At 59.7% G+C, this 19,167-nt stretch carries 16 protein-coding genes; 7 read left to right on the top strand and 9 right to left on the bottom strand.

Annotated features, from left to right (window positions below):
* Window positions 1-94: 94 nt before the first annotated feature.
* Together ACYZTZ_RS29455 and ACYZTZ_RS29450 are read right to left on the bottom strand one after the other, a co-directional pair.
* Window positions 95-1,378, bottom strand: a complete 1,284-nt coding sequence (locus ACYZTZ_RS29455) for an OprD family porin (RefSeq protein ID WP_462000466.1) — start codon at window positions 1,376-1,378, stop codon at window positions 95-97.
* A gap of 251 nt (window positions 1,379-1,629) precedes the next feature.
* The gene (locus ACYZTZ_RS29450; protein WP_462000465.1) at window positions 1,630-2,301 is read right to left on the bottom strand and encodes a DsbA family protein; all 672 of its coding nucleotides are present in this window, start codon (window positions 2,299-2,301) and stop codon (window positions 1,630-1,632) included.
* A 254-nt stretch (window positions 2,302-2,555) separates the two neighbouring features.
* Between ACYZTZ_RS29450 and ACYZTZ_RS29445 the strand changes: the two genes are divergently transcribed.
* Entirely contained in the window at window positions 2,556-4,646 is a 2,091-nt protein-coding gene (locus tag ACYZTZ_RS29445) for a TonB-dependent receptor (RefSeq protein ID WP_462000464.1), read from the top strand.
* 130 nt (window positions 4,647-4,776) lie between these two features.
* Here ACYZTZ_RS29445 and ACYZTZ_RS29440 read toward each other — a convergent pair whose 3' ends face one another.
* The 4 genes from ACYZTZ_RS29440 to ACYZTZ_RS29425 all read right to left on the bottom strand — a co-directional run bounded on the left by ACYZTZ_RS29440 (window position 4,777) and on the right by ACYZTZ_RS29425 (window position 10,441).
* A complete protein-coding gene (locus tag ACYZTZ_RS29440; protein ID WP_462000463.1) occupies window positions 4,777-4,989 on the bottom strand; it encodes a hypothetical protein in 213 nt (70 codons plus the stop codon).
* Between the two features lie 245 nt (window positions 4,990-5,234).
* On the bottom strand, window positions 5,235-6,341 hold the full coding sequence (aguA, locus tag ACYZTZ_RS29435; protein WP_462000462.1) for an agmatine deiminase: 1,107 nt from the start codon (window positions 6,339-6,341) through the stop codon (window positions 5,235-5,237).
* 5 nt (window positions 6,342-6,346) lie between these two features.
* Window positions 6,347-7,225: an N-carbamoylputrescine amidase gene (gene aguB, locus ACYZTZ_RS29430; RefSeq protein WP_046045523.1), complete on the bottom strand. Its 879-nt coding sequence runs from the start codon at window positions 7,223-7,225 to the stop codon at window positions 6,347-6,349.
* A 303-nt stretch (window positions 7,226-7,528) separates the two neighbouring features.
* Window positions 7,529-10,441 (bottom strand): aminotransferase, encoded by a 2,913-nt coding sequence (locus tag ACYZTZ_RS29425; RefSeq protein WP_462000461.1) that lies wholly within the window; start codon window positions 10,439-10,441, stop codon window positions 7,529-7,531.
* 423 nt (window positions 10,442-10,864) lie between these two features.
* On the opposite strand from ACYZTZ_RS29425, the gene rfbC reads away from it, so the two are divergent.
* From rfbC to ACYZTZ_RS29405, 4 genes are all read left to right on the top strand, one after another.
* Window positions 10,865-11,410 carry a dTDP-4-dehydrorhamnose 3,5-epimerase gene (gene rfbC / locus ACYZTZ_RS29420; protein WP_462000460.1) on the top strand — a complete coding sequence of 182 codons (546 nt, stop codon included), beginning with the start codon at window positions 10,865-10,867 and terminating at the stop codon, window positions 11,408-11,410.
* Between the two features lie 106 nt (window positions 11,411-11,516).
* Window positions 11,517-13,325 carry a sensor histidine kinase gene (locus ACYZTZ_RS29415; RefSeq protein WP_462000459.1) on the top strand — a complete coding sequence of 603 codons (1,809 nt, stop codon included), beginning with the start codon at window positions 11,517-11,519 and terminating at the stop codon, window positions 13,323-13,325.
* The gene (locus ACYZTZ_RS29410) at window positions 13,322-14,713 is read left to right on the top strand and encodes a sigma-54-dependent transcriptional regulator (RefSeq protein WP_462000458.1); all 1,392 of its coding nucleotides are present in this window, start codon (window positions 13,322-13,324) and stop codon (window positions 14,711-14,713) included. The genes ACYZTZ_RS29415 and ACYZTZ_RS29410 overlap by 4 nt, the downstream gene beginning before the upstream one ends.
* 40 nt (window positions 14,714-14,753) lie before the next feature.
* Entirely contained in the window at window positions 14,754-15,209 is a 456-nt protein-coding gene (locus tag ACYZTZ_RS29405) for a YiiD C-terminal domain-containing protein (RefSeq protein ID WP_462000457.1), read from the top strand.
* Between the two features lie 208 nt (window positions 15,210-15,417).
* Here ACYZTZ_RS29405 and cysQ read toward each other — a convergent pair whose 3' ends face one another.
* Window positions 15,418-16,245, bottom strand: a complete 828-nt coding sequence (cysQ, locus tag ACYZTZ_RS29400; RefSeq protein WP_462000456.1) for a 3'(2'),5'-bisphosphate nucleotidase CysQ — start codon at window positions 16,243-16,245, stop codon at window positions 15,418-15,420.
* On the bottom strand, window positions 16,242-16,808 hold the full coding sequence (gene nudE / locus ACYZTZ_RS29395) for an ADP compounds hydrolase NudE (protein WP_033058385.1): 567 nt from the start codon (window positions 16,806-16,808) through the stop codon (window positions 16,242-16,244). The genes cysQ and nudE overlap by 4 nt, the downstream gene beginning before the upstream one ends.
* Before the next feature lie 89 nt (window positions 16,809-16,897).
* On the opposite strand from nudE, the gene yrfG reads away from it, so the two are divergent.
* Window positions 16,898-17,560: a GMP/IMP nucleotidase gene (yrfG, locus tag ACYZTZ_RS29390; RefSeq protein ID WP_056745572.1), complete on the top strand. Its 663-nt coding sequence runs from the start codon at window positions 16,898-16,900 to the stop codon at window positions 17,558-17,560.
* A 120-nt stretch (window positions 17,561-17,680) separates the two neighbouring features.
* Here yrfG and lysM read toward each other — a convergent pair whose 3' ends face one another.
* Complete coding sequence (gene lysM / locus ACYZTZ_RS29385) at window positions 17,681-18,121, bottom strand: peptidoglycan-binding protein LysM (RefSeq protein ID WP_046045516.1); 441 nt, start codon at window positions 18,119-18,121, stop codon at window positions 17,681-17,683.
* A gap of 136 nt (window positions 18,122-18,257) precedes the next feature.
* On the opposite strand from lysM, the gene ACYZTZ_RS29380 reads away from it, so the two are divergent.
* Window positions 18,258-19,145, top strand: coding sequence for a LysR family transcriptional regulator (locus ACYZTZ_RS29380; RefSeq protein WP_462000455.1), 888 nt, complete (start codon window positions 18,258-18,260; stop codon window positions 19,143-19,145).
* Window positions 19,146-19,167 lie beyond the last annotated feature (22 nt).

The raw sequence follows: 19,167 nt of genomic DNA, 5'->3' as shown, positions 1-19,167 counted from the left end.
TTTACCGAAAACAGCCAATGAGGTTGCAGGAGATGGGCTGACCATACATTTCCTTTCTCAGCCTTGCATCAGGCCTCGATGGTGCAACCGATCATCAGAAAATGTTGATCGGGTAATCCACGAACACACGCACTTCGTTACCGCTGGCGTTGTACTCACTCGATTTCTGCGAAACACGCAGGATCGAGCTGCGCAGTTTCACGCTCAGGTCTTTGGCCGGGCCGCTTTGCACGACGTACTTGAACTGGTTGAAGATTTCGCGCTCGGTACCGCCTTCGCTGGTGGAGGTGGTGATGTTGTCGCCGCGCACGTAGGCAAAGTTGTAGCTCAAGCCTGGAACGCCGAAGGTGCTGAAGTCGAGGCCGTAGCCCAGCTGCCAGCTGCGTTCGTCTTCGGCGTTGAAGTCGGACCAGTAGGAGTTCGCCAGGTAGATAGTATTGCCGCCGTCGCCGACGCGACCTTGATCTTTCTGGTAGCCGCCGTAGGCGTAGCCCAGGTTGCTGTCGCCGGTGCTGCGCTGGTGGGCGAGCGTGAACGAGTGCGCGCCGGTGGCGAATGTGGCGGCCAGGCTCCAGATCTTGTTGTCGTCGCCGGTCGCACCGCTTTCGCGGACGTAGGAATCGTCCAGCTTGGTGCGGTAGCCGTTGAAGTCCAGGGTCAGGGACTGATCCTTGTCGATCGGGAACATGTAGTTGGCGTTCACGTATTGCTTCTTCAACACGTCTTCGACGTCGGAGGCGTACAGCGCAGCCTTGAACTGTTCGGTGAACTGGTAACTACCGCCCAACACGTTGATCGACTTCAGGCCGCCGCTGTCATGGCCTTCAGCGCTTTTGCGCGATTCGGCGGTGAAGCGACCGGCGTTCAGCTCCAGGCCTTTGATCTCCCTGGAGGTGATCAGGGTGCCGGTGTAGCTTTCCGGCAGCAGACGCCCATTGTCGTAGCTCAACACCGGCAGGACCGGCATCTGGTCGCCGTAGGTCAGAACGGTGCTGGATAGGCGGAATTTTACCGCGCCACCGGCTTTGGCCAGATCGCCGGCCGGGTTACCGCTGTCGCCTTCCTTGAAGAAGTCGATGCCTTGGCCGCCGCTGTGGCTACCACGGTCCAGACGCAAGCCGTACAGACCGAAGGCATCAACGCCCACGCCGACGGTGCCTTGGGTGAAGCCCGAGGTGTAGGTGCCGATGGCAGCCTGACCCCATTCACGCTGGTCGTCGTTGCCGTCTTTTTTGTCGCGATTGATGTAGGCATTGCGCAGCAGCACTTTGAGGCTGCTGTCTTCAACAAAACCCTTGGATTCGGCCTGGTCGTTAGCCATGACCTGTGTAGCACTCAACATCCCCAGAGCGATCAGGCTGATTCGCTTGTTCAACATTTTGTTCTTTTCCTTATGATCGGTTGATACGCGCTGTGTCGAACGGCTGAAACGGCGCTATCGCACTCTTTTTTCACCCCAAACAAAAAGGCCCGCACACGAAAAATCGTGGCGGGCCTTTTTGTTATTTTATGAGTCATGGCGGTTAGCCACAGGCGTGGGGCGAATCCTAGCCGCGCCCTTAAGGATGTGTCAATTTCATGAATCGTCTGTAAACAGGCGAAAAACGTCTAAGAAATCACTTGTCGACGTCAATCGGCGCAGCCGTTCAGGCCACAGGCTTGAAGCTCCGATGATGACGCTTGTGCGGGAAGCGACTGACTCAGCCATGCCGCGAAGGCTTGCTGCTTGCCGAGCCACGGGCTGATATCGATCAGGGTGAATTGGCCGTTGTGTTCCAGGGCGAAGGTCGGGAAACCCTGACCGCCGACTTCGGCCAGCAACGCTCGACTGTCCTTGATGTGGTGATCGGTTTCAGCTTCTTTGAAAGCAGCCTGGAACGCTTGAGGTTCCAGACCGATGTCTGTCGCGAGTTCTAACAACACAGCTTCATCGGCAATGCGTCGCCCCTCCTCGTAGTGAGCACTCTGCAAACGCCCCAGTAACTCCAGTCCGCGACCGGCGATCTGCTCGGCTGCCAGCACCGCGGCAATCGGCGGGGCGGAATCGAACACCGCCGTCTCATCGCGCAGCAAACCTTCGAAATACGCCTCGCCGAACGGCTGGCCGGTGTACTCGGCAATGCGCCGGTCATGGGGCATCACGTAGTTGCGCAGTTGTGGCGAGACGGTCTGGCGGTTGGCGCCGGTCATCATGCCGCCGCCGTGGGCGATCACTGGCAACACAGCCTGGGCGGCTTGCACCAGCGGTTTTGCGCCGTAGCACCAGCCGCACAACGGGTCGTAAATGTAATGAAGGATCATGGGAAGACTCCGGCAAAAGCGTAGGAAAACGAGATGCCGGCAGATTAGTCCTCCGCCCGTTTCTGAAAAACGCTGGAATGGCTTTCAGTCTGTTTCATGAATCGGTCGAATGACCTCACGGCCCCACTGTCGCCATCTCGACACAATTCGAAATAATCAAACAGCGGAACCTTTCAAGAATAATTAACGGAAGCAAATAACAAGCATTACCATTCGCACCCTCGAATTACTCCACCCTTTCGGATGCGCTTCAGATGCCTGCCCCCTTTCGCCTCACGCCCGTTACCCTTGGGCTTTCTGCATTTCTCTCTGCCGGTTTTGCCTGCGCCGCCCCCACCGTTTTACCCGAAACGTCGATCAGCGCCGAAGCTGAAGCCGATGACCCGCGTGTGAAGGAAACCAGCACCGCGACCCGCACCGCCACGCCGGTGCGCTACGTTCCACAGGCCATCGACTCGATCAAAACTTCGAACGTCGTGGATTACGGCACCAACGATCTGGGCACCGCGCTGAGCGGCATCCCCAACGTCAGCAGCGGCGCCGACACGCGCTTCGACAGCCTGCGCATCCGCGGTTTCGACGCCAGCAACGACTTCTACCTCGACGGCATCCGTGACGACAGCCAATACGTGCGCGATTTGCACAACATCGAGCGCATCGAAGTCCTCAAAGGCCCGGCCGCGGTTTTATATGGCCGTGGCAGTCAGGGCGGGATCGTCAATCGGGTCAGCAAGCTGCCTGAATTCGGTCGCCGCTCGACCCTCGAGGCCCAGGGCGGCAGCGATGATTTGCGCAGCCTCTACGCCGACCTCAGCACCGACCCGAGCGAGAACATCAGCCTGCGCCTGAACATGGGCAACATGGATCAAAACAGCTTCCGCGACGGCGTGAGCGGCAATCGCCAACTGTTCGCTCCGTCGATGAGCTGGCAACTGACGCCGGACCTGAACTGGCTGGTGCAGTACGAATACAGCCGCTACAACCGTACGCCGGATCGCGGTATCCCCGGTGTAAACGGACGCCCGGCGGACGTAGGACGGGATACGACCTACGGCAGCGAACACGATTTCATCGACGACAAGTCGCAATCCCTGCGCTCGAAACTCAGTTATGAGCTCAGCGACAACTGGCAGCTGCGCCACACATTGGGCGTGTTCAAGCTCAACAGCGATTTCGACAACACCTACCTGACGGGTTACACCCCGGCGACCAACAAGGTCACGCGCCAGCACTGGCAACAGGACCTGACCACCCGCAACGTCTACAACAACGTCGAGCTGGAAGGCGGTTTCGACACGTTCGGCCTTGAGCATCGTTTGCTGACCGGCATCGAAATCGGCAGCCAGCGGCGCGACCCTACGTTGTACAACGCAGCCACCGGACGCGGGACTCAGCCTGTACCGGCACTGGACCTGTACAACCCCGACCGCAATTTGCGCCATACCGGGCGGATGCAGGTTTCCAGTAGCTCTCACACCGAAGTCGAAAGCCGTGCGGTGTACGTGCAGGATCAACTGCGTCTGAACGATCAATGGCAATTGCTGGCCGGCTTGCGTTACGACACCTTCGACATCGAGTCGACCAACAAGCTGCGGGACATTTCCGAAGATCGCGACAGCCATAGCACCAGCCCGCGTGTAGGACTGGTGTGGACGCCGCTGCAGAATCATTCCTTCTACGCCTCCTGGACCAAGACCTTTTCCCCGGTCGGCGGTGGTTTGATAGGTATCACCCCGGGTGCCGCCGGCAACAGCAACGACCTGAGTCCCGAACTGACCAAGCAAAAAGAAATCGGCGTGAAGAGCGACTGGCTCGATGACCGCCTGAGCACCACGTTGGCGATCTACGAACTGGAACTCTACAACCGCCGTACCAGCGATCCGAATGATCCGAGCGTGACCTTGCTCACCGGCGTGCAACGTTCCCGCGGAATCGAGTTGACCGGGACCGGCAAGATCGCTGGCAACTGGTACGTGCGCGGTGGCGTGGGTGTGCAGGACGCGACGGTCGAAAAGGACAACAACGGCTTTGAAGGCAAACGCATCAGCAACGTGGCCAAGCACAACGGCAGCCTGTTCCTGACCTGGAAGCCGGAAATGGGCTGGTACGCCGAAACCGGTCTGACCCTGGTGGGCCAGCGTTATGCCGACAACCTCAACACCACCGTGCTGCCGGGTTATGGCCGTTGGGATGCATTGGCCGGGTTCCGGCAGAAGGATTGGGATTTGCGCGCGGCGCTGAACAACATCAGCGACAAGACCTACTACTCGTCGGCCACCAGTGCGGCGCAGATTCAGCCGGGTGAACCGCGTAGCGTGGTCGTAACTGGCACCTATAGCTTCTAAACATCGTTTTACCGGTGTGGATCACAAATAATGTGTTCCCACAGTGGTTCTGTGTAACTCACAAAACCTTCGCCCATAAAAAAGCGCCGCCATCCCGGCAGCGCTTTTACCAATCCGTTGTTTTTTCTTCTTATCCTTCCATCACATCCCACAACGCTTCCAGCTCCGCTTCGCTGAATAAACCAGCGGGGTAGCGTTCGATCATCATCCGGCGCGGATCAGGTTCTCTGATCTGACGCGTTCCATTGGACTTCAACCAGTGCGCCAGGACCTGGAGCGATTCGCTGTTTACTGCCAGGGGATGCAACGCCTGCTCGCTCACCACATTCATTTCGGCGTTCATTTCCGCGCTCTCTCCTGGTTTGTGAGCGGCTAACTTATCCAAGGTTTATGACAGAACATCGCAGTTCTCCCCCTCCCTGTTTTGCACCATGAGAGATACAAGAGCTGTGCCAAGGTTTCGTAACTGTCGACAAGTGGATACAAAAAAGCCCGCAGTCCTGAAGGACTGCGGGCTCGCTACCAAGCGGGAAGGGAAAACGCTTGCCGAATCGATTCTGCAATCAACTCAAGCTGTTACAACCCCACTCACTCCTTGTGCGGTGCTGGCTGTTGTTGGGTAAGGCAGTGGATGTTACCGCCTCCCAGTAACAGTTCGCGGCCGGGCACCATCACCACTTTGTGCCGCGGGAACAGTGCCTGCAAAATCTCTTTTGCCGGACCATCCAACGGATCGTCGAAGCTTGGCGCGATGATGCCGCCGTTAACGATCAGAAAGTTCACGTAGGAACCAGCCAGACGCACGGTCGGATTACGTTCCTGAGTCCCGTCCACCGGATCAACACCCGCGCACTCTTCTTCGGTCGCATATAGCGGCCCCGGAATCGGCATCTTGTGCACCGTGAATGGGCGACCCTTGGCGTCGGTGCTGCTTTCCAGCACTTTCATTGCCGCCTGGCAGCGTGGGTAGTTCGGGTCCTGCGGGTCATCGGTCCAGGCCAGCAACACTTCGCCCGGACGCACGTAGCAGCAGAAGTTATCCACATGACCGTCGGTTTCGTCGTTGAACAAACCGTCCGGCAGCCAGATGATTTTATCCACAGCCAGATTCGCGCTGAGCACCGCTTCGATTTCTGCACGGTTCATGTGCGGATTGCGATTGCGGTTAAGCAGGCATTCTTCGGTGGTGATCAGCGTGCCTTCGCCATCAACGTGGATCGAACCGCCTTCGAGCACAAAGCCCTCGGTGCGGTAGCGCTGGCTGCGCTCGATCTCGAGGATCTTGCCGCCCACCTGGGAATCGCGATTCCACGGCGAATACAGCCCCCCGTCGAAACCGCCCCACGAGTTGAAGTCCCAATTCACACCACGGACTTCGCCACTGTTATTGATGACAAACGTCGGGCCAGTGTCACGAACCCAGGCGTCGTCGCTGGACATTTCCACCACACGAATATTCGGCACGTCCAGACGGGCACGGGCGTTTTCGTATTGGCCGGCGGAAACCGCCACGGTCACCGGTTCGAAACGTGCAATGGCTTTAGCCACCGCGACGTGCGCGGCTTGCGCCGGTTTGCCACCCAGGCGCCAGTTGTCCGGGCGCTCGGGCCAGATCATCCAGGTCTGGGTTTGCGGCGCCCATTCGGCCGGCATGTAAAAGCCGTCGGCGCGCGGCGTGCTGTGCAAAGTGGTCATAGCGATCAGGACTCCAGGGATCCGTCGAGGGTCTTTAGTGTGCCATACAGGTTCGGGCGACGATCACGGAACGAACCCCACGCGCTGCGGATGTGCTCCAGTTCATCCAGGTCGAAGCTCTGAACCAACACACCTTCTTCGGTTTCATTGAGCTCTTGAACCTTCTCGCCGAACTGGTTGGCGATGAACGATGAGCCATAAAAGGTGATGTCGTAGCCGTCCTGCTCTTCGTTACCGATGCGGTTGCTGGCGATCAGTGGCATCAGGTTGGCGCCGGCATGGCCTTGTTGCACGCGCTGCCAGTGATCACGGGACGAAATGGTCTTGTCGTGTGGCTCGCTGCCGATCGCAGTCGGGTAGAACAGGATTTCTGCGCCCAGCAACGCCATGCTGCGAGCGCATTCCGGGAACCACTGGTCCCAGCAGATGCCTACGCCGATTTTCGCGTAACGGGTGTTCCAGACTTTGAAGCCGGTATCGCCCGGGTTGAAGTAGTACTTTTCGTGGTAGCCAGGGCCGTCCGGGATGTGGCTTTTACGATAAATCCCGAGGTTGCTGCCGTCGGCATCGATAATCGCGATGCTGTTGAAACGCGCGCGGCCCGCCAGTTCGTAAAAGCTGATCGGCAAAACGACTTGCAGTTCTTTGGCAACTTTCTGGAAGTGCTTGATGGCGACGTTGTCTTCAACGGTCGTGGCCAGCTGCAGGTAATCCGGGTTCGGCTTCTGGCAGAAGTACGGAGCCTCGAACAGTTCCTGGATCAGGATGATCTGCGCGCCTTTCGCCGCGGCCTCACGGACCAGCCGCTCAGCGGTCTCGATGTTGGCTTCAAGGTCCCAGGAACAGGCCATCTGGGTGGCGGCGACGGTAACGATACGGCTCATGAATCATCTCCGGGGCAATTGCTTTAGGGTCGAGTGTGGCACCGACCAATGACAGAAAAGGGAAGCACCGGGCGTGGTGGGTCCACACCGGGGCAGTGGCGACTTTATAACCGATAAAAATCGGCTTTAGAAGCCACCAGCAAACCTTCTGTCATATTTTTTTGCTAAAAAGCCGATATCTATCGAATTAACACCGTACCAATGTGGGAGTGAGCCTGCTCGCGATTGCGGTCGAACATTCAACATGGATGTCGACTGAGCCTGCCCAATCGCGAGCAGGCTCACTCCCACGGGGTTATGTGTTTACAGACCTTCTGCAAGAACCTTCGAAAGCATGTCCACGAAGAAATCCACGCTCTGACGCGAGGTCACCATCGGCGGTTTGATCTTGAGGATGTTCAGGTAATCGCCGGTCGGCTGCATGAAGATCCCCAGTTCGCGCAACCGATCACACAGCGCCGTGGTTTCTTCGGTTGCCGGTTCCAGGGTTTCGCGATTGCGGATCAACTCGACGCCCAGATAGAAGCCGGAACCATGCACCGCGCCCACCAGCGGATGAATATCGATCAGCGCTTCAAGCCGTTCCTTGAAATACCCGCCCACGACCTGAGCGTTTTCCCAGAGCTTTTCTTCCTCCATCACATCCAGCACTGCCATGCCGATCTGGCAACTGACCGGGCTGCCGCCGGCCGACGAGAAGAAGTAACCCTCGGCCTCCAGCGCTTCGGCGATTTCCCGACGGGTGATCACCGCACCCAACGGCTGGCCGTTGCCCATGCCTTTAGCCATGGTGATGATGTCCGGCACCACGCCTTGCTCTTCGAAGCCCCAGAAAAAGTTGCCCATGCGGCCGTAACCGACCTGCACTTCGTCGGCGATGCAGACACCGCCCTGGGCTCGAACCAGCGCATAAACCTGCTTCAAATACCCTGGCGGCAGCGAGATACCGCCGGCATTGCCGTACACCGGTTCGCAGATGAAACCGGCCAGCTGACGTTTCTGCTCGGCAATTTGCGCCAGGTTGTGTTCAACGCTGCGCACGTAATCCGGCGCGCTGCCCGGGCCACGGAATTCCCCGCGATAGGTGTTCGGCGCGATGACCGGATGCACCCAGTCCGGACGGCTGCTCAAAGCCTTCGGGTTATCGGCAATCGAAGTCGAGACCGCGTCCGCGCCTACAGTCCAACCGTGATAGGCCTCCAGCACGCTGAGCATGTCGCGACCGCCGCTGTAGGCCCATGCCAGGCGGATTGCCAGGTCATTGGCCTCGCTGCCACTGTTGACCAGGAACACCCGGTCCATGGAGTCCGGCGACAACTTCAGCAAGCGCTCGGAAAACTCGGCAACCGCCGCATAGTTAAAACGCGAGTTGGTATTGAGCAGCGACCACTGACGACTGGCGACAGCAGCCATGCGCGGATGACCGTGGCCCAGCACCGCGACGTTGTTGAGCATGTCGAGGTAGGAGCGGCCCTGCATGTCGATCAAGTGATTGCGCCAGCCACGTTCGATGCGCGGCGGGTCGACGTAATAGTGCTTCTGGGTACGGGCGAAACTGGCGTCACGGCGCGCCAGCAACGTCTGCGAATCGAGCTCCTCTTCGGCGTCACAGGCCAATCCAAGCAGAGTTGCTGGCGACGGGCACAATGCTTGCCAGGCCGCGGCGCGAGACGGCGTGCAAAACAAGGGCGCCGTGAACGAAGCGCCCCGGCACAACTGCACAATCAACGGCCCGCTGACGGAACCCAGCACCTGGCCTTTGACCAGCGCTGCGCCGATGTGCAGCGACGGCGTCACACCCCACAGGCGCACGCTCAGTTGCGGGCCATCCAATTGCAGCACGCCTGCCGCCGGCTGATGCACCACCCCGGCGAACGGCGATTCGACTGCCGTGCCGTGGGGCACTCGCAATTCGACGTGCAATGGGCAAGTGTCCGGCTCAGTGGCGCTGTCCGACCGGGTGCGGGACAAGCGATATTGCCCATAACGACTGGCCGCCAAACCATGAGCCGCGGCGGCTTCGGTCAGCAGACGCTGATCGATCCCCTCCTGCTCCCAGTTGCCGGCCTCAAAATGCGGACTGAGCACACCCAAATCGATCAACGCAAACTCACGCCCGACCAGACTCGGCAGCAGCGGCGCGAAGCCTTCGCTACCGATGCTCGGCACGTTCTGGCCGACCGCGGTAAGGATCGCCGCTTCCATCAACGCCAACGGCACCGATGTGGCGACGCGGAAAATCTCCCACTCGTGGGTGAGGTTGTCGCGGCTGTATTCGTTGCCCGGATCAATGTTGACCTGCTGTTCGCCACTGAGCACCAACACCGCCGCACGGGCGATGATCAGCGGCCAGAGCGCCAGTAGCTCTTCATGCGTGAGCGGATTGACAGCGTGATAGGCCTGGACCGCCGGCAAAATGTAGAAAGGATCGCCATCGGCATGGTGCAGCAGCGCCGCACACGTCACCGACAGATCAGTAATGCGCCAGGTACGAACCAGGTCGCCGAAATCGATCACACCCTGCAATTGCCACTGGCGTTGCGAATCTCGCTGCCACACCACGTTGTCGTCGGTGATATCCATGTGAATGGCCTGCACCGGCAGCTTATCCACAAGCGGCTGCAAATGACGCTCGGCCTGTTCAGCCGCATCGGCGATCAGTCGGCGTTGCTGCTCGTCGTTGATGACCGGCAGCAAATGAGCGATCAGCGCGTTGGCGTGACGGGCGTCCCATTGAAGGGTGCGCTCGAGGCCCGGATGGTCGAAACCGGCCAGGGCCAGGTCCATTTCACCGCAGAGTCGACCGAAGCCGGCCACCACTGAACCGGGCAGATGATCCAGGTGTGTGAGCGACTGGCCTTCGATGTAATCGAGCAGGCGCACATGCACCGGCTGGCCGCCGACTTCCAGGGAAAGCAGGTCTGCACCGTTTTTGGCGGGAATCACTCGCGGCACATGCACATCGGGGTGTTCACCCAAATGCTTGAGCCCGGCGTGCTGGGCGTGCAGCTCCTGCGCCGAGTAATCGCCACGGCAGATTTTCAGGACAAAACGCCCCTGGTCGCTGTCGACCCGAAAGTTAAGATCTTGCTGGCTACCAAGGGCCTGCAACCTTCCACTCAGCCCGTAATGTCCCTTCAGCAGCTCAAGCGCTTGCTCCGCAGACACTTGCGGGCTGGGCAAACTGGCGCGATGAATCAACGTGGCGAGTGGCATACAACGACCCCTGAAATTTTATTAGGCGCTTATATCGCCACTGCTTGGGGCGATACGCAACCCCCCTTCAAGCCAGCGGCCTCTCTATTGAACTTTCCTACGCCCATCCCGGATTGCATTCCTCTGGGGGAAACAAGCTACATCGGCTGTACGAAAAGAATGCGCCCGGCAGATGATCAACGTAGCCTTCCTGACAAGGCCTTTTTTCATCGTGGATGATGAGATTTTGTTCACGTCAATGAAAACGGACAGTGCCTATAGTCCAGGCACTGGTACTTCGGCGAGGTGAATGTAGCGAACGATGGCTCGGATTAAGACCATTGGAGATACAAAACCTTCAGCGCCTGAATCACGGTCCACTCGCGCCCGCCGCCACTTTGCGCAAGAATGTCGTCCATCAACGTCTATTGCTGGAGAAAGACCATGAAAGTAGTCACCACCGACCTGCCCGGTGTTCTGATCATCGAACCCAGGGTATTTGGTGACGAGCGCGGTTTCTTTTATGAAAGTTTCAATGCCAAGTCTTTCAATGAAGCGACTGGCCTGGAAACGAATTTCGTTCAAGACAACCATTCCCGCTCGCAAAAAGGCGTATTGCGCGGCCTGCATTACCAACTGGAAAACACTCAGGGCAAACTGGTTCGCGTCACAGTGGGCGAAGTACTCGACGTGGCTGTGGACATTCGCCGCAGCTCGCCACATTTCGGCAAATGGGTGGCCGTGCGTCTGTCCGCCGAGAACCATCGCCAACTCTGGGTCCCGGAGGGTTTCGCCCACGGTTTCGTGGTGCTGAGCGAGTTCGCCGAATTCCTCTACAAAACCACCGACTACTACACACCGTCCGCCGAGCGCAGCATTCGCTGGGACGATCCGGACCTGGCCATCGATTGGCAACTGGATGAAGCACCGCAACTGTCCGGCAAAGATCAGGCTGCCGCGTTCTTCAAGGACGCTGAAGTCTTTTCCTGAAGCACCGTCTGAATCTTCACCCCGCAAGCGTGCCTGACCCACGGCGCGCAGACTGCGCCCGCAAGCCTAGGCATAATGCGCCTGTACCCACAGGCGCTCGATGCTCATGACTCCGACCCTCCCCCGCAGACCCCGCTGGCGCAGCCTGGCCCTGCTCGCGCTGTGCCTGGCGCCGTTGCTGTGGCCGCTGGAGCATCTGGCCGAGCGTTACTACCGCAGCGAACTGGCCGGGCAGAACCGTCAGACCCTCGACCTTTACGTCGCCAACTTGCTGGGCACTCTGCACCGTTATGAAGTGTTGCCGCAGATCCTCGGCGATCTGCCGGCCCTGCGAGCCGTCCTCGGCGCGCCCGACGATGGCGTCACCCAGGGCAACGCCAATCGCTTGTTGAAAAACATCAGCGCTCAGACCGGCGCCGAAGTCATGTACTTGATGGACACCACGGGCAAGACCCTGGCCGCGTCCAATTGGGACAAACACGACAGTTTCGTCGGGCGTAATTTTTCCTTCCGGCCGTATTTCAGCGAAGCCATGGCCGGGCGGCTTGGGCGCTTTTTCGGTTTGGGCACGACATCAGCCAAGCGCGGCTATTTCTTCGCCGCCGCCGTGCGTAACGGCGAAAAGATCATCGGTGTGCTGGTGGTCAAGGTTGACCTCGACCACACCGAAAGCCTCTGGGGCAAAACCCCAGAACAACTGCTGCTGACCGACCATAACGGTGTGGTCATTCTCACGTCGCGGCCCGAGTGGCGATTCCGCTCGACCCGCCCGTTGGGCGAAGAGGAAAGTAAGGCAATCACTGCGATTCAACCTTATCCGACCCGCGATCCCAAGCCATTGCGGCTCAACCCCAACGCCTGGCTGACACAAACCCAGCCCATCGCAGAAACCGGTTGGAACGTCAGCATCCTCGCCCCACGCACGTTGATCGATCGCCCGGTACGCACGGTCGTCGCCATCGGCGGCGCGACATTGTTGGTGTTGATGTTGCTGCTGGGGCTGATGATGCAGCGCCGCCGCCATTACCTTGAACGAATCGCCTTTGAAGCCAAGGCCCGTCGTGAGTTGGAAGGCCGCGTAGCCGAGCGGACCAGCGACCTCGAGGGCCTCAACCGTCGACTGAAACAGGAAGTGCTGGAACGCGAACAGGCCCAGCAAGAGCTGGTTCGCGCTCAGGATGATCTGGTGCAGGCCGGCAAACTGTCGGCCCTTGGCACCATGTCGGCGAGCATCAGCCACGAATTGAATCAACCGCTGGCGGCGATCCGAAGCTACGCAGAAAACGCTGAGGTGCTGCTCGATCATCAGCGCACCGACGATGCGCGCGGCAACCTCAAGCTGATCAGCGAACTGACCGGGCGAATGGCCTCGATCATCGCCCACCTGCGCGCCTTCGCCCGGCGCGATCGCCACGCCCCGGAAAGCGTCGCCCTGCAACCGGCGCTGGACGATGCGCTGGCGCTGCTGGCCAAGCGTCGACGCAGCATGGAGGTCGAGCTGATCCGCGACTTGCCGGCCGCCACCCTGTGGGTCGAGGCCGGGGAAACCCGTCTGCGTCAGGTGCTCGGCAATCTGCTGGCCAACGCCTTGGACGCCCTGACGGAAAAAGGCCCGCCGCGTAAGCTCTGGTTGAGTGCCCAATCCACTGCCGATGGCGTCAATCTGTACATTCGCGACAATGGCCCCGGGTTCTGCCTGGAGGCACTTGGCCGCGCCAGCGAGCCCTTCTACACCACCAAGACCCGCACTCAGGGGCTTGGGTTAGGGCTGGCGATTTGCGAAACCCTGATGCGCGCCTTCGGTGGTGAACTGTCGTTCTCCAACCACAAGGAAGGTGGCGCCCTGATTACCCTGAAGCTGCGTGCAGGCGCACCGGGTGTGAGCCTGCAACCGTCCGAGGACCGAAGTGCATGACCATCGACAACCGCATCCAGGTCGTGCTGATCGACGACGATCCGCACCTGCGTCAAGCCCTGAGCCAGACCCTGGATCTCGCCGGCCTGAAAATCCTGCCGCTCGCTGAAGCCAAGGGCCTGGCCGCACAACTGGAGCGCGACTGGCCCGGCGTGGTGGTCAGTGACATCCGCATGCCGGGCATGGACGGTCTCGAACTGCTGACCGAACTGCATGCCCAGGACCCGGAACTGCCAGTGCTGCTGATCACCGGTCACGGCGATGTGCCGCTGGCGGTGCAGGCCATGCGCGCCGGGGCTTATGACTTTCTGGAAAAACCCTTCGCCAGCGACGCCCTGCTCGACAGTGTTCGCCGCGCCCTGGCCCTGCGCCGGCTGGTGCTGGACAACCGCAGCCTGCGTCTGGCCCTGAGCGATCGCAATGAGCTGAGCACTCGACTGGTCGGGCAATCGGCGCCGATGCTGCGCCTGCGCGAGCAGATCGGCGCATTGGCGGCGACCAAGGCCGATGTGCTGATCCTTGGCGAAACCGGCGCCGGCAAAGAAGTCGTGGCCCGAGCGCTGCACGATTTGTCGAACCGTCGTAACGGCCCGTTCGTGGCGATCAATGCCGGCGCCCTGGCCGAGTCGGTGGTAGAAAGCGAGCTGTTCGGTCACGAGCCCGGTGCCTTTACCGGCGCGCAAAAGCGCCGCATCGGCAAGTTCGAATTCGCCAATGGCGGCACGTTATTTCTTGATGAAATCGAAAGCATGAGCCTGGATGTGCAGGTGAAATTGCTGCGTTTGCTGCAAGAGCGGGTCGTCGAGCGCTTGGGCGGCAATCAGCTGATCCCGTTGGACATCCGCATCATCGCCGCGACCAAGGAAGACCTGCGTCAATCCGCCGATCAGGGCCGCTTCCGTGCCGACTTGTATTACCGCCTGAACGTCGCACCGCTGCGTATTCCACCGCTGCGCGAGCGCGGCGAAGATGCGCTGATGCTGTTCCAGCATTTCGCCGATGAAGCCAGCGCCCGTCACGGTCTGCCACCCCACGAGTTGCAACCGGGACAACGCGCCCTGCTGCTGCGCCACACCTGGCCGGGTAACGTGCGGGAGTTGCAGAACGCCGCCGAACGCTTTGCCCTGGGCCTGGAACTGGCATTGGACAATAACGCAGCGGATGGCGCTGTCGGCATGACGGTCGACGTGGTCAGCGGCGGCCTCAGCGAACAAGTGGAAAACTTCGAGAAGAGCTTGATCGCCGCCGAACTGGCGCGTTCTCACAGCTCGGTGCGCAGCCTCGCCGAAGCCCTTGGCATCCCACGCAAGACCTTGCACGACAAACTGCGCAAGCACGGGCTGAACTTCGCCGACGGTGGCACCAGCCACACCGACGAACCCGATTGAGCTACCGTCAAATCATCATCTTCAAAAAAGAGATCCGTGCATGAGCCGCGACAGCCGTCATCTGGAATCAGTCCTCCATCGCGACATTCCCCTTACCCGGGACATGGGCCTCAAAGTGCTCGATTGGCATGACCAGCAACTGCGCCTGCACTTGCCGCTGGAGGCCAACGTCAATCACAAAAGCACCATGTTCGGTGGCAGCCTGTATTGCGGCGCGGTGCTGGCCGGTTGGGGCTGGTTGCATTTGCGTTTGCGTGAAGAAGGGGTTGAAGGCGGGCACATCGTGATTCAGGAAGGACAGATCAACTATCCGCTGCCGGTGACCATGGACGCGACAGCGATTTGCCATGCGCCGAGTGCGGCGGTGTGGAAGAAGTTTTTGGCGATGTATGTGCGGTATGGACGGGCGCGGTTGACACTGCATTCTCGGATCGTCAATGCCGACAGTGATGACGATGCCGTGAAGTTTACCGGGCAGTACGTACTGCATCGGTAGGGCTTGAGAACCACCCCTCACCCTAACCCTCCCGAAACGTCGGACCGCCCCAAAGGGGCGAGGGGACTAAATGTGGCTTTCTTTAGAAATTTAGCGACCTGATATATCGAGTCGAACTCAGGTTTGAAAGGCCCCCGATCGGCTCCCTTTCCCCCTCTCCCCACTGGGGAGAGGGCTGGGGTGAGGGGTGGTTCTTGAATCCGAACGATCAGCTCCGAGCCAACGCCAACAGTTTTTCGCGCCACGCAGCCTTCGCCGGCAGCGCCAGGAAAAACGCATTCAACAACGATTCCCGCGCCGGATAACTGAACGGCGCACCGCTCAAATCCAGCACCTCACCACCAGCCCCTTCCAGCACGCCTTGCGCCGCCGCCGTGTCCCACTGCGAAGTCGGCGCCAGGCGCGGATAACAATCCGCCGCCCCTTCCGCCAACAAACAGAACTTCAGCGAACTGCCGATATTGGCCAATTGCAGTTCACCCAAACTGTCACTCAACCCAGCCAGTAAACGCTCCTGCTCCGGACTCGAATGCCGACGACTGGCAACCACGGTAAACGCCTCACCTGCAGCTGGCACGTCGCGAACCTGAATCGGCAAAGGCTTCGCGTCTTTATCGCCACGCCACGCGCCCAGACCCGCACCACCGACGTAGAAGCGCCCGTTGGTCGGCATCGACACCACGCCAAACACCACACGGCCTTGTTCGATCAGCGCAATGTTGACGGTAAATTCTTCGCTACCGGAAATGAATTCCTTGGTTCCGTCCAGCGGGTCCACCAGCCACCAACGCTGCCACCCGGCGCGCACGCTCTGGGGAATGTTGGCGTCTTCTTCGGACAGCACCGGGATACTCGGGTCCAGCGCCGTCAGCCCGGCCAGGATCACATGGTGAGCGGCCATGTCGGCGGCCGTCACCGGGGAATCATCGGATTTTGCAGTCACGGCGACGTTGGCACGCCAGAACGGCAAAATCGCTTCACCGGCTTTCAGCGCCAGTTCAACAACAGGCGCCATCAACGGATGGGGGAAAATCATGGCTGGAACACTCCACGCTGAGTCAGTAGATCACGGGCCAAATACAGTGCTGCCAATGCACGGCCCTCAGTGAATCGCGGGTTCTGGGCCAGGGCCGACAACTCACGCAAGTTGATTTTGTCCACGCCCATCGGCTCGGGCTCATCGCCTTCAAGGCTTTCTTCATACAGATCGGTGGCCAACACCACCTGGATCTTCTGGCTCATGTAACCGGGCGACAACGACAACTCCGTCAGATGCTCCAGTTGCCGCGCGCCATACCCGGCCTCTTCCTTGAGCTCCCGCTCGGCCGCCGCCAGCACGTCCTCGCCTGGCTCGATCAAGCCTTTGGGCAAGGACAGCTCGTATTCATCGGTGCCGCCGCAATACTCTTCAACCAGCACCGCGTGGTCCGCATCCAGCATCGCCACGATCATCACCGCGCCATAACCGGCGCCCTTGCCGACCAGTCGCTCATACGTACGCTCCACGCCATTGGAAAAGCGCAACTTCAGCTCTTCGACGCAGAACAAACGGCTGGTGGCGACGATCTCGCGGGCGAGGATGGTGGGTTTCTGGCGCATGAAAAGCTCCTTGGCGTGAACGCGTTACTATACCCGGCCTATCCTGATTGTTTACGTCGGATATCTTTTTTACCGCTGGAGAAGTTTTTATGTCCCTGCTGCCCTGGCGCGACATCGACACCGTTCTGCTGGATATGGACGGCACGCTGCTGGACCTGCATTACGACAACCATTTCTGGATGGAACACCTGCCCCAGCGTTACGCCGAGTTGCACGGGGTGAGTCGGGCCATGGCCGAGATGGAATTGCAGCCGTTGTTCGAACGCAACGCCGGCCAGTTGCAGTGGTATTGCCTGGATTTCTGGAGCGCCGAGCTCAAACTGCCGGTGCGCGAACTGAAACTGGAAACTGCACACCTGATCGCCTTGCGACCGGACGCGGACACCTTTCTGGCCGCCATCAAACAGGCCGGCAAGCGCGTGGTGCTGATCACCAATGCACACCGCGATTCGCTGTCATTGAAACTGGAAAGAATCGAACTGGCGCCGTACTTCGAGCGCTTGATCAGCTCGCATGATTACGGTTTCGCCAAGGAAAACCCGCAGTTCTGGGATGCCTTGCAGGCGGACATTGGGTTCGATCCGGCGCGCAGTCTGTTTATCGACGACACCTTGCCGATCCTGCGTAGCGCGCGGAATTTTGGGGTGGCGCATTTGTTGGCCGTGCGTCAGCCGGACAGCCGTAAAGGACCGAAGGACACGGCCGAGTTTGCGGCGGTGGGGGATTATCGGGAGTTGATTGCCGGGCTTTGAGACCGAGGTGCCTGCTTCGCGAGCAGGCTCGCTCCCACACGGATCTGCGTCGTACACAAATGATGTGTTCACTGTAGATCAATGTGGGAGCGAGCCTGCTCGCGAAAGCGGTCGTGAGGGTTACTCAGGAATCCGCAACGACTGCCCCGGATAGATCTTGTTCACGTCCTTGAGCATCGGTTTATTGGCCTCAAAGATTTTTTGATATTTGTTGGCATCGCCATACACGCGCAAGGAAATCGCGCTGAGGGTGTCGCCCTTCACGACCGTTACAAACTTCGCGGCCACAACCACCGGCCCGGTCACGGTGATCTGGTCATCCACACTACCGACACCGGCAATATTGCCCACCGCCAGCAGGATTTTTTCCTTCTCTTCCTGACTGCCGACTTCGCCGGTCACGATGACCTTGTCGCCATCCACCGTCGCCTGCACATTCGGGTTACCCAGGCCGACCTTGCTGATATGTTCCTTCAACTGCTCGCTGGCATTGGCGTTGCCTGGCGTCAGCAGATCGATAAGTTTTTCGCCTGCTTCTTTCACAAAGCTAAAAATACTCATGGTGCGCTCTCCTTGGGTTTTGGGTTCCAGACGCAAAAGCCTAGACCAAGGCTGTCACTTGCGGTTCCAACCCGACCAATGACGCCGCTTCCCCCCAAGCGCTAGAATCCGAACCTTCCCGCGCCCTGGAGCGAAGATGGACATCAAGCAACTGAAATTCCTCATCGCCCTCGACGAGACCCGGCATTTCGGCCAGGCCGCTGCGCGTTGTCACATCACCCAGCCGACCCTGTCCATGCGCCTACGCAGCCTCGAAGAAGAACTCGAGCTGCCGCTGGTCAATCGCGGGCAGCGCTTCGAAGGTTTCACCGCACCGGGTGAACGGGTGCTGGCGTGGGCGCGCACCGTGCTGGCGGCCTACGACGGCTTGCAGGCCGAGGCGGCTGCCTGTCGCGGCAGTCTGGTCGGTACGTTGCGTCTGGGCGTGGTGCCGCTGTCGAGCTTCGATCCACTGCCATTGATGCAACGCCTGCACGCCGAACACCCGAACCTGCGCTTTGAACTCTCGGCCCTGAGTTCTGAACAGATCCTCGAACAACTGGCAAACAATCGCCTGGACCTCGGTGTGTCGTACCTGGAGCGACTGGACGGCGAACGCTTCGATTCCCTGGCGTTCAGCGAAACCCGCATGGGCCTGCTCTACGATCAGCGCTTCTTCAGTTTCGGTGAGGCGCCGCTGAGTTGGGAATCGCTGATCGAACTGCCGCTGGGCATGCTCACCAGCGGTATGCATTTTCGGCAGTCCATCGACCACAACTTCCACAGTCGCGGCCTCACCCCGCAGCCGTTGCTGCAAACCGATGCCGTCCACCAATTGTTACAAGCAGTGCACGGCGGATTCTGCTGCGCCGTGATGCCGCTGGACGGAGGCCTGGAAAAACTCACCGATCATTTGCGCCTGCACCCCATCGAAAATGCTCAAACCCTCGCCCGGCTGGGGCTGATCATGCGTCGTAGCGCCCCGCGTTCGGCGCTCGCGGAAGCCTGTTTCGCGATTCTTCAGCAATCGCTGCCGAGCTCTTGATCGACGCCATCTATCGGCAGAT

Source organism: Pseudomonas sp. LB3P58, from assembly GCF_054897895.1.
The sequence above is the reverse complement of the archived record's forward strand: the minus strand, read 5'-3'. Positions and strand labels throughout refer to the sequence as shown.

Excerpts from the sequence above, each read along its gene's own strand:
- ACYZTZ_RS29455 (WP_462000466.1), bottom strand. The coding sequence starts at position 1,378 with ATGTTGAACAAGCGAATCAGCCTGATCGCTCTGGGGATGTTGAGTGCT.
- ACYZTZ_RS29450 (WP_462000465.1), bottom strand. The coding sequence starts at position 2,301 with ATGATCCTTCATTACATTTACGACCCGTTGTGCGGCTGGTGCTACGGC.
- ACYZTZ_RS29445 (WP_462000464.1), top strand. The coding sequence starts at position 2,556 with ATGCCTGCCCCCTTTCGCCTCACGCCCGTTACCCTTGGGCTTTCTGCA.
- ACYZTZ_RS29440 (WP_462000463.1), bottom strand. The coding sequence starts at position 4,989 with ATGAACGCCGAAATGAATGTGGTGAGCGAGCAGGCGTTGCATCCCCTG.
- aguA (WP_462000462.1), bottom strand. The coding sequence starts at position 6,341 with ATGACCACTTTGCACAGCACGCCGCGCGCCGACGGCTTTTACATGCCG.
- aguB (WP_046045523.1), bottom strand. The coding sequence starts at position 7,225 with ATGAGCCGTATCGTTACCGTCGCCGCCACCCAGATGGCCTGTTCCTGG.
- ACYZTZ_RS29425 (WP_462000461.1), bottom strand. The coding sequence starts at position 10,441 with ATGCCACTCGCCACGTTGATTCATCGCGCCAGTTTGCCCAGCCCGCAA.
- rfbC (WP_462000460.1), top strand. The coding sequence starts at position 10,865 with ATGAAAGTAGTCACCACCGACCTGCCCGGTGTTCTGATCATCGAACCC.
- ACYZTZ_RS29415 (WP_462000459.1), top strand. The coding sequence starts at position 11,517 with ATGACTCCGACCCTCCCCCGCAGACCCCGCTGGCGCAGCCTGGCCCTG.
- ACYZTZ_RS29410 (WP_462000458.1), top strand. The coding sequence starts at position 13,322 with ATGACCATCGACAACCGCATCCAGGTCGTGCTGATCGACGACGATCCG.
- ACYZTZ_RS29405 (WP_462000457.1), top strand. The coding sequence starts at position 14,754 with ATGAGCCGCGACAGCCGTCATCTGGAATCAGTCCTCCATCGCGACATT.
- cysQ (WP_462000456.1), bottom strand. The coding sequence starts at position 16,245 with ATGATTTTCCCCCATCCGTTGATGGCGCCTGTTGTTGAACTGGCGCTG.
- nudE (WP_033058385.1), bottom strand. The coding sequence starts at position 16,808 with ATGCGCCAGAAACCCACCATCCTCGCCCGCGAGATCGTCGCCACCAGC.
- yrfG (WP_056745572.1), top strand. The coding sequence starts at position 16,898 with ATGTCCCTGCTGCCCTGGCGCGACATCGACACCGTTCTGCTGGATATG.
- lysM (WP_046045516.1), bottom strand. The coding sequence starts at position 18,121 with ATGAGTATTTTTAGCTTTGTGAAAGAAGCAGGCGAAAAACTTATCGAT.
- ACYZTZ_RS29380 (WP_462000455.1), top strand. The coding sequence starts at position 18,258 with ATGGACATCAAGCAACTGAAATTCCTCATCGCCCTCGACGAGACCCGG.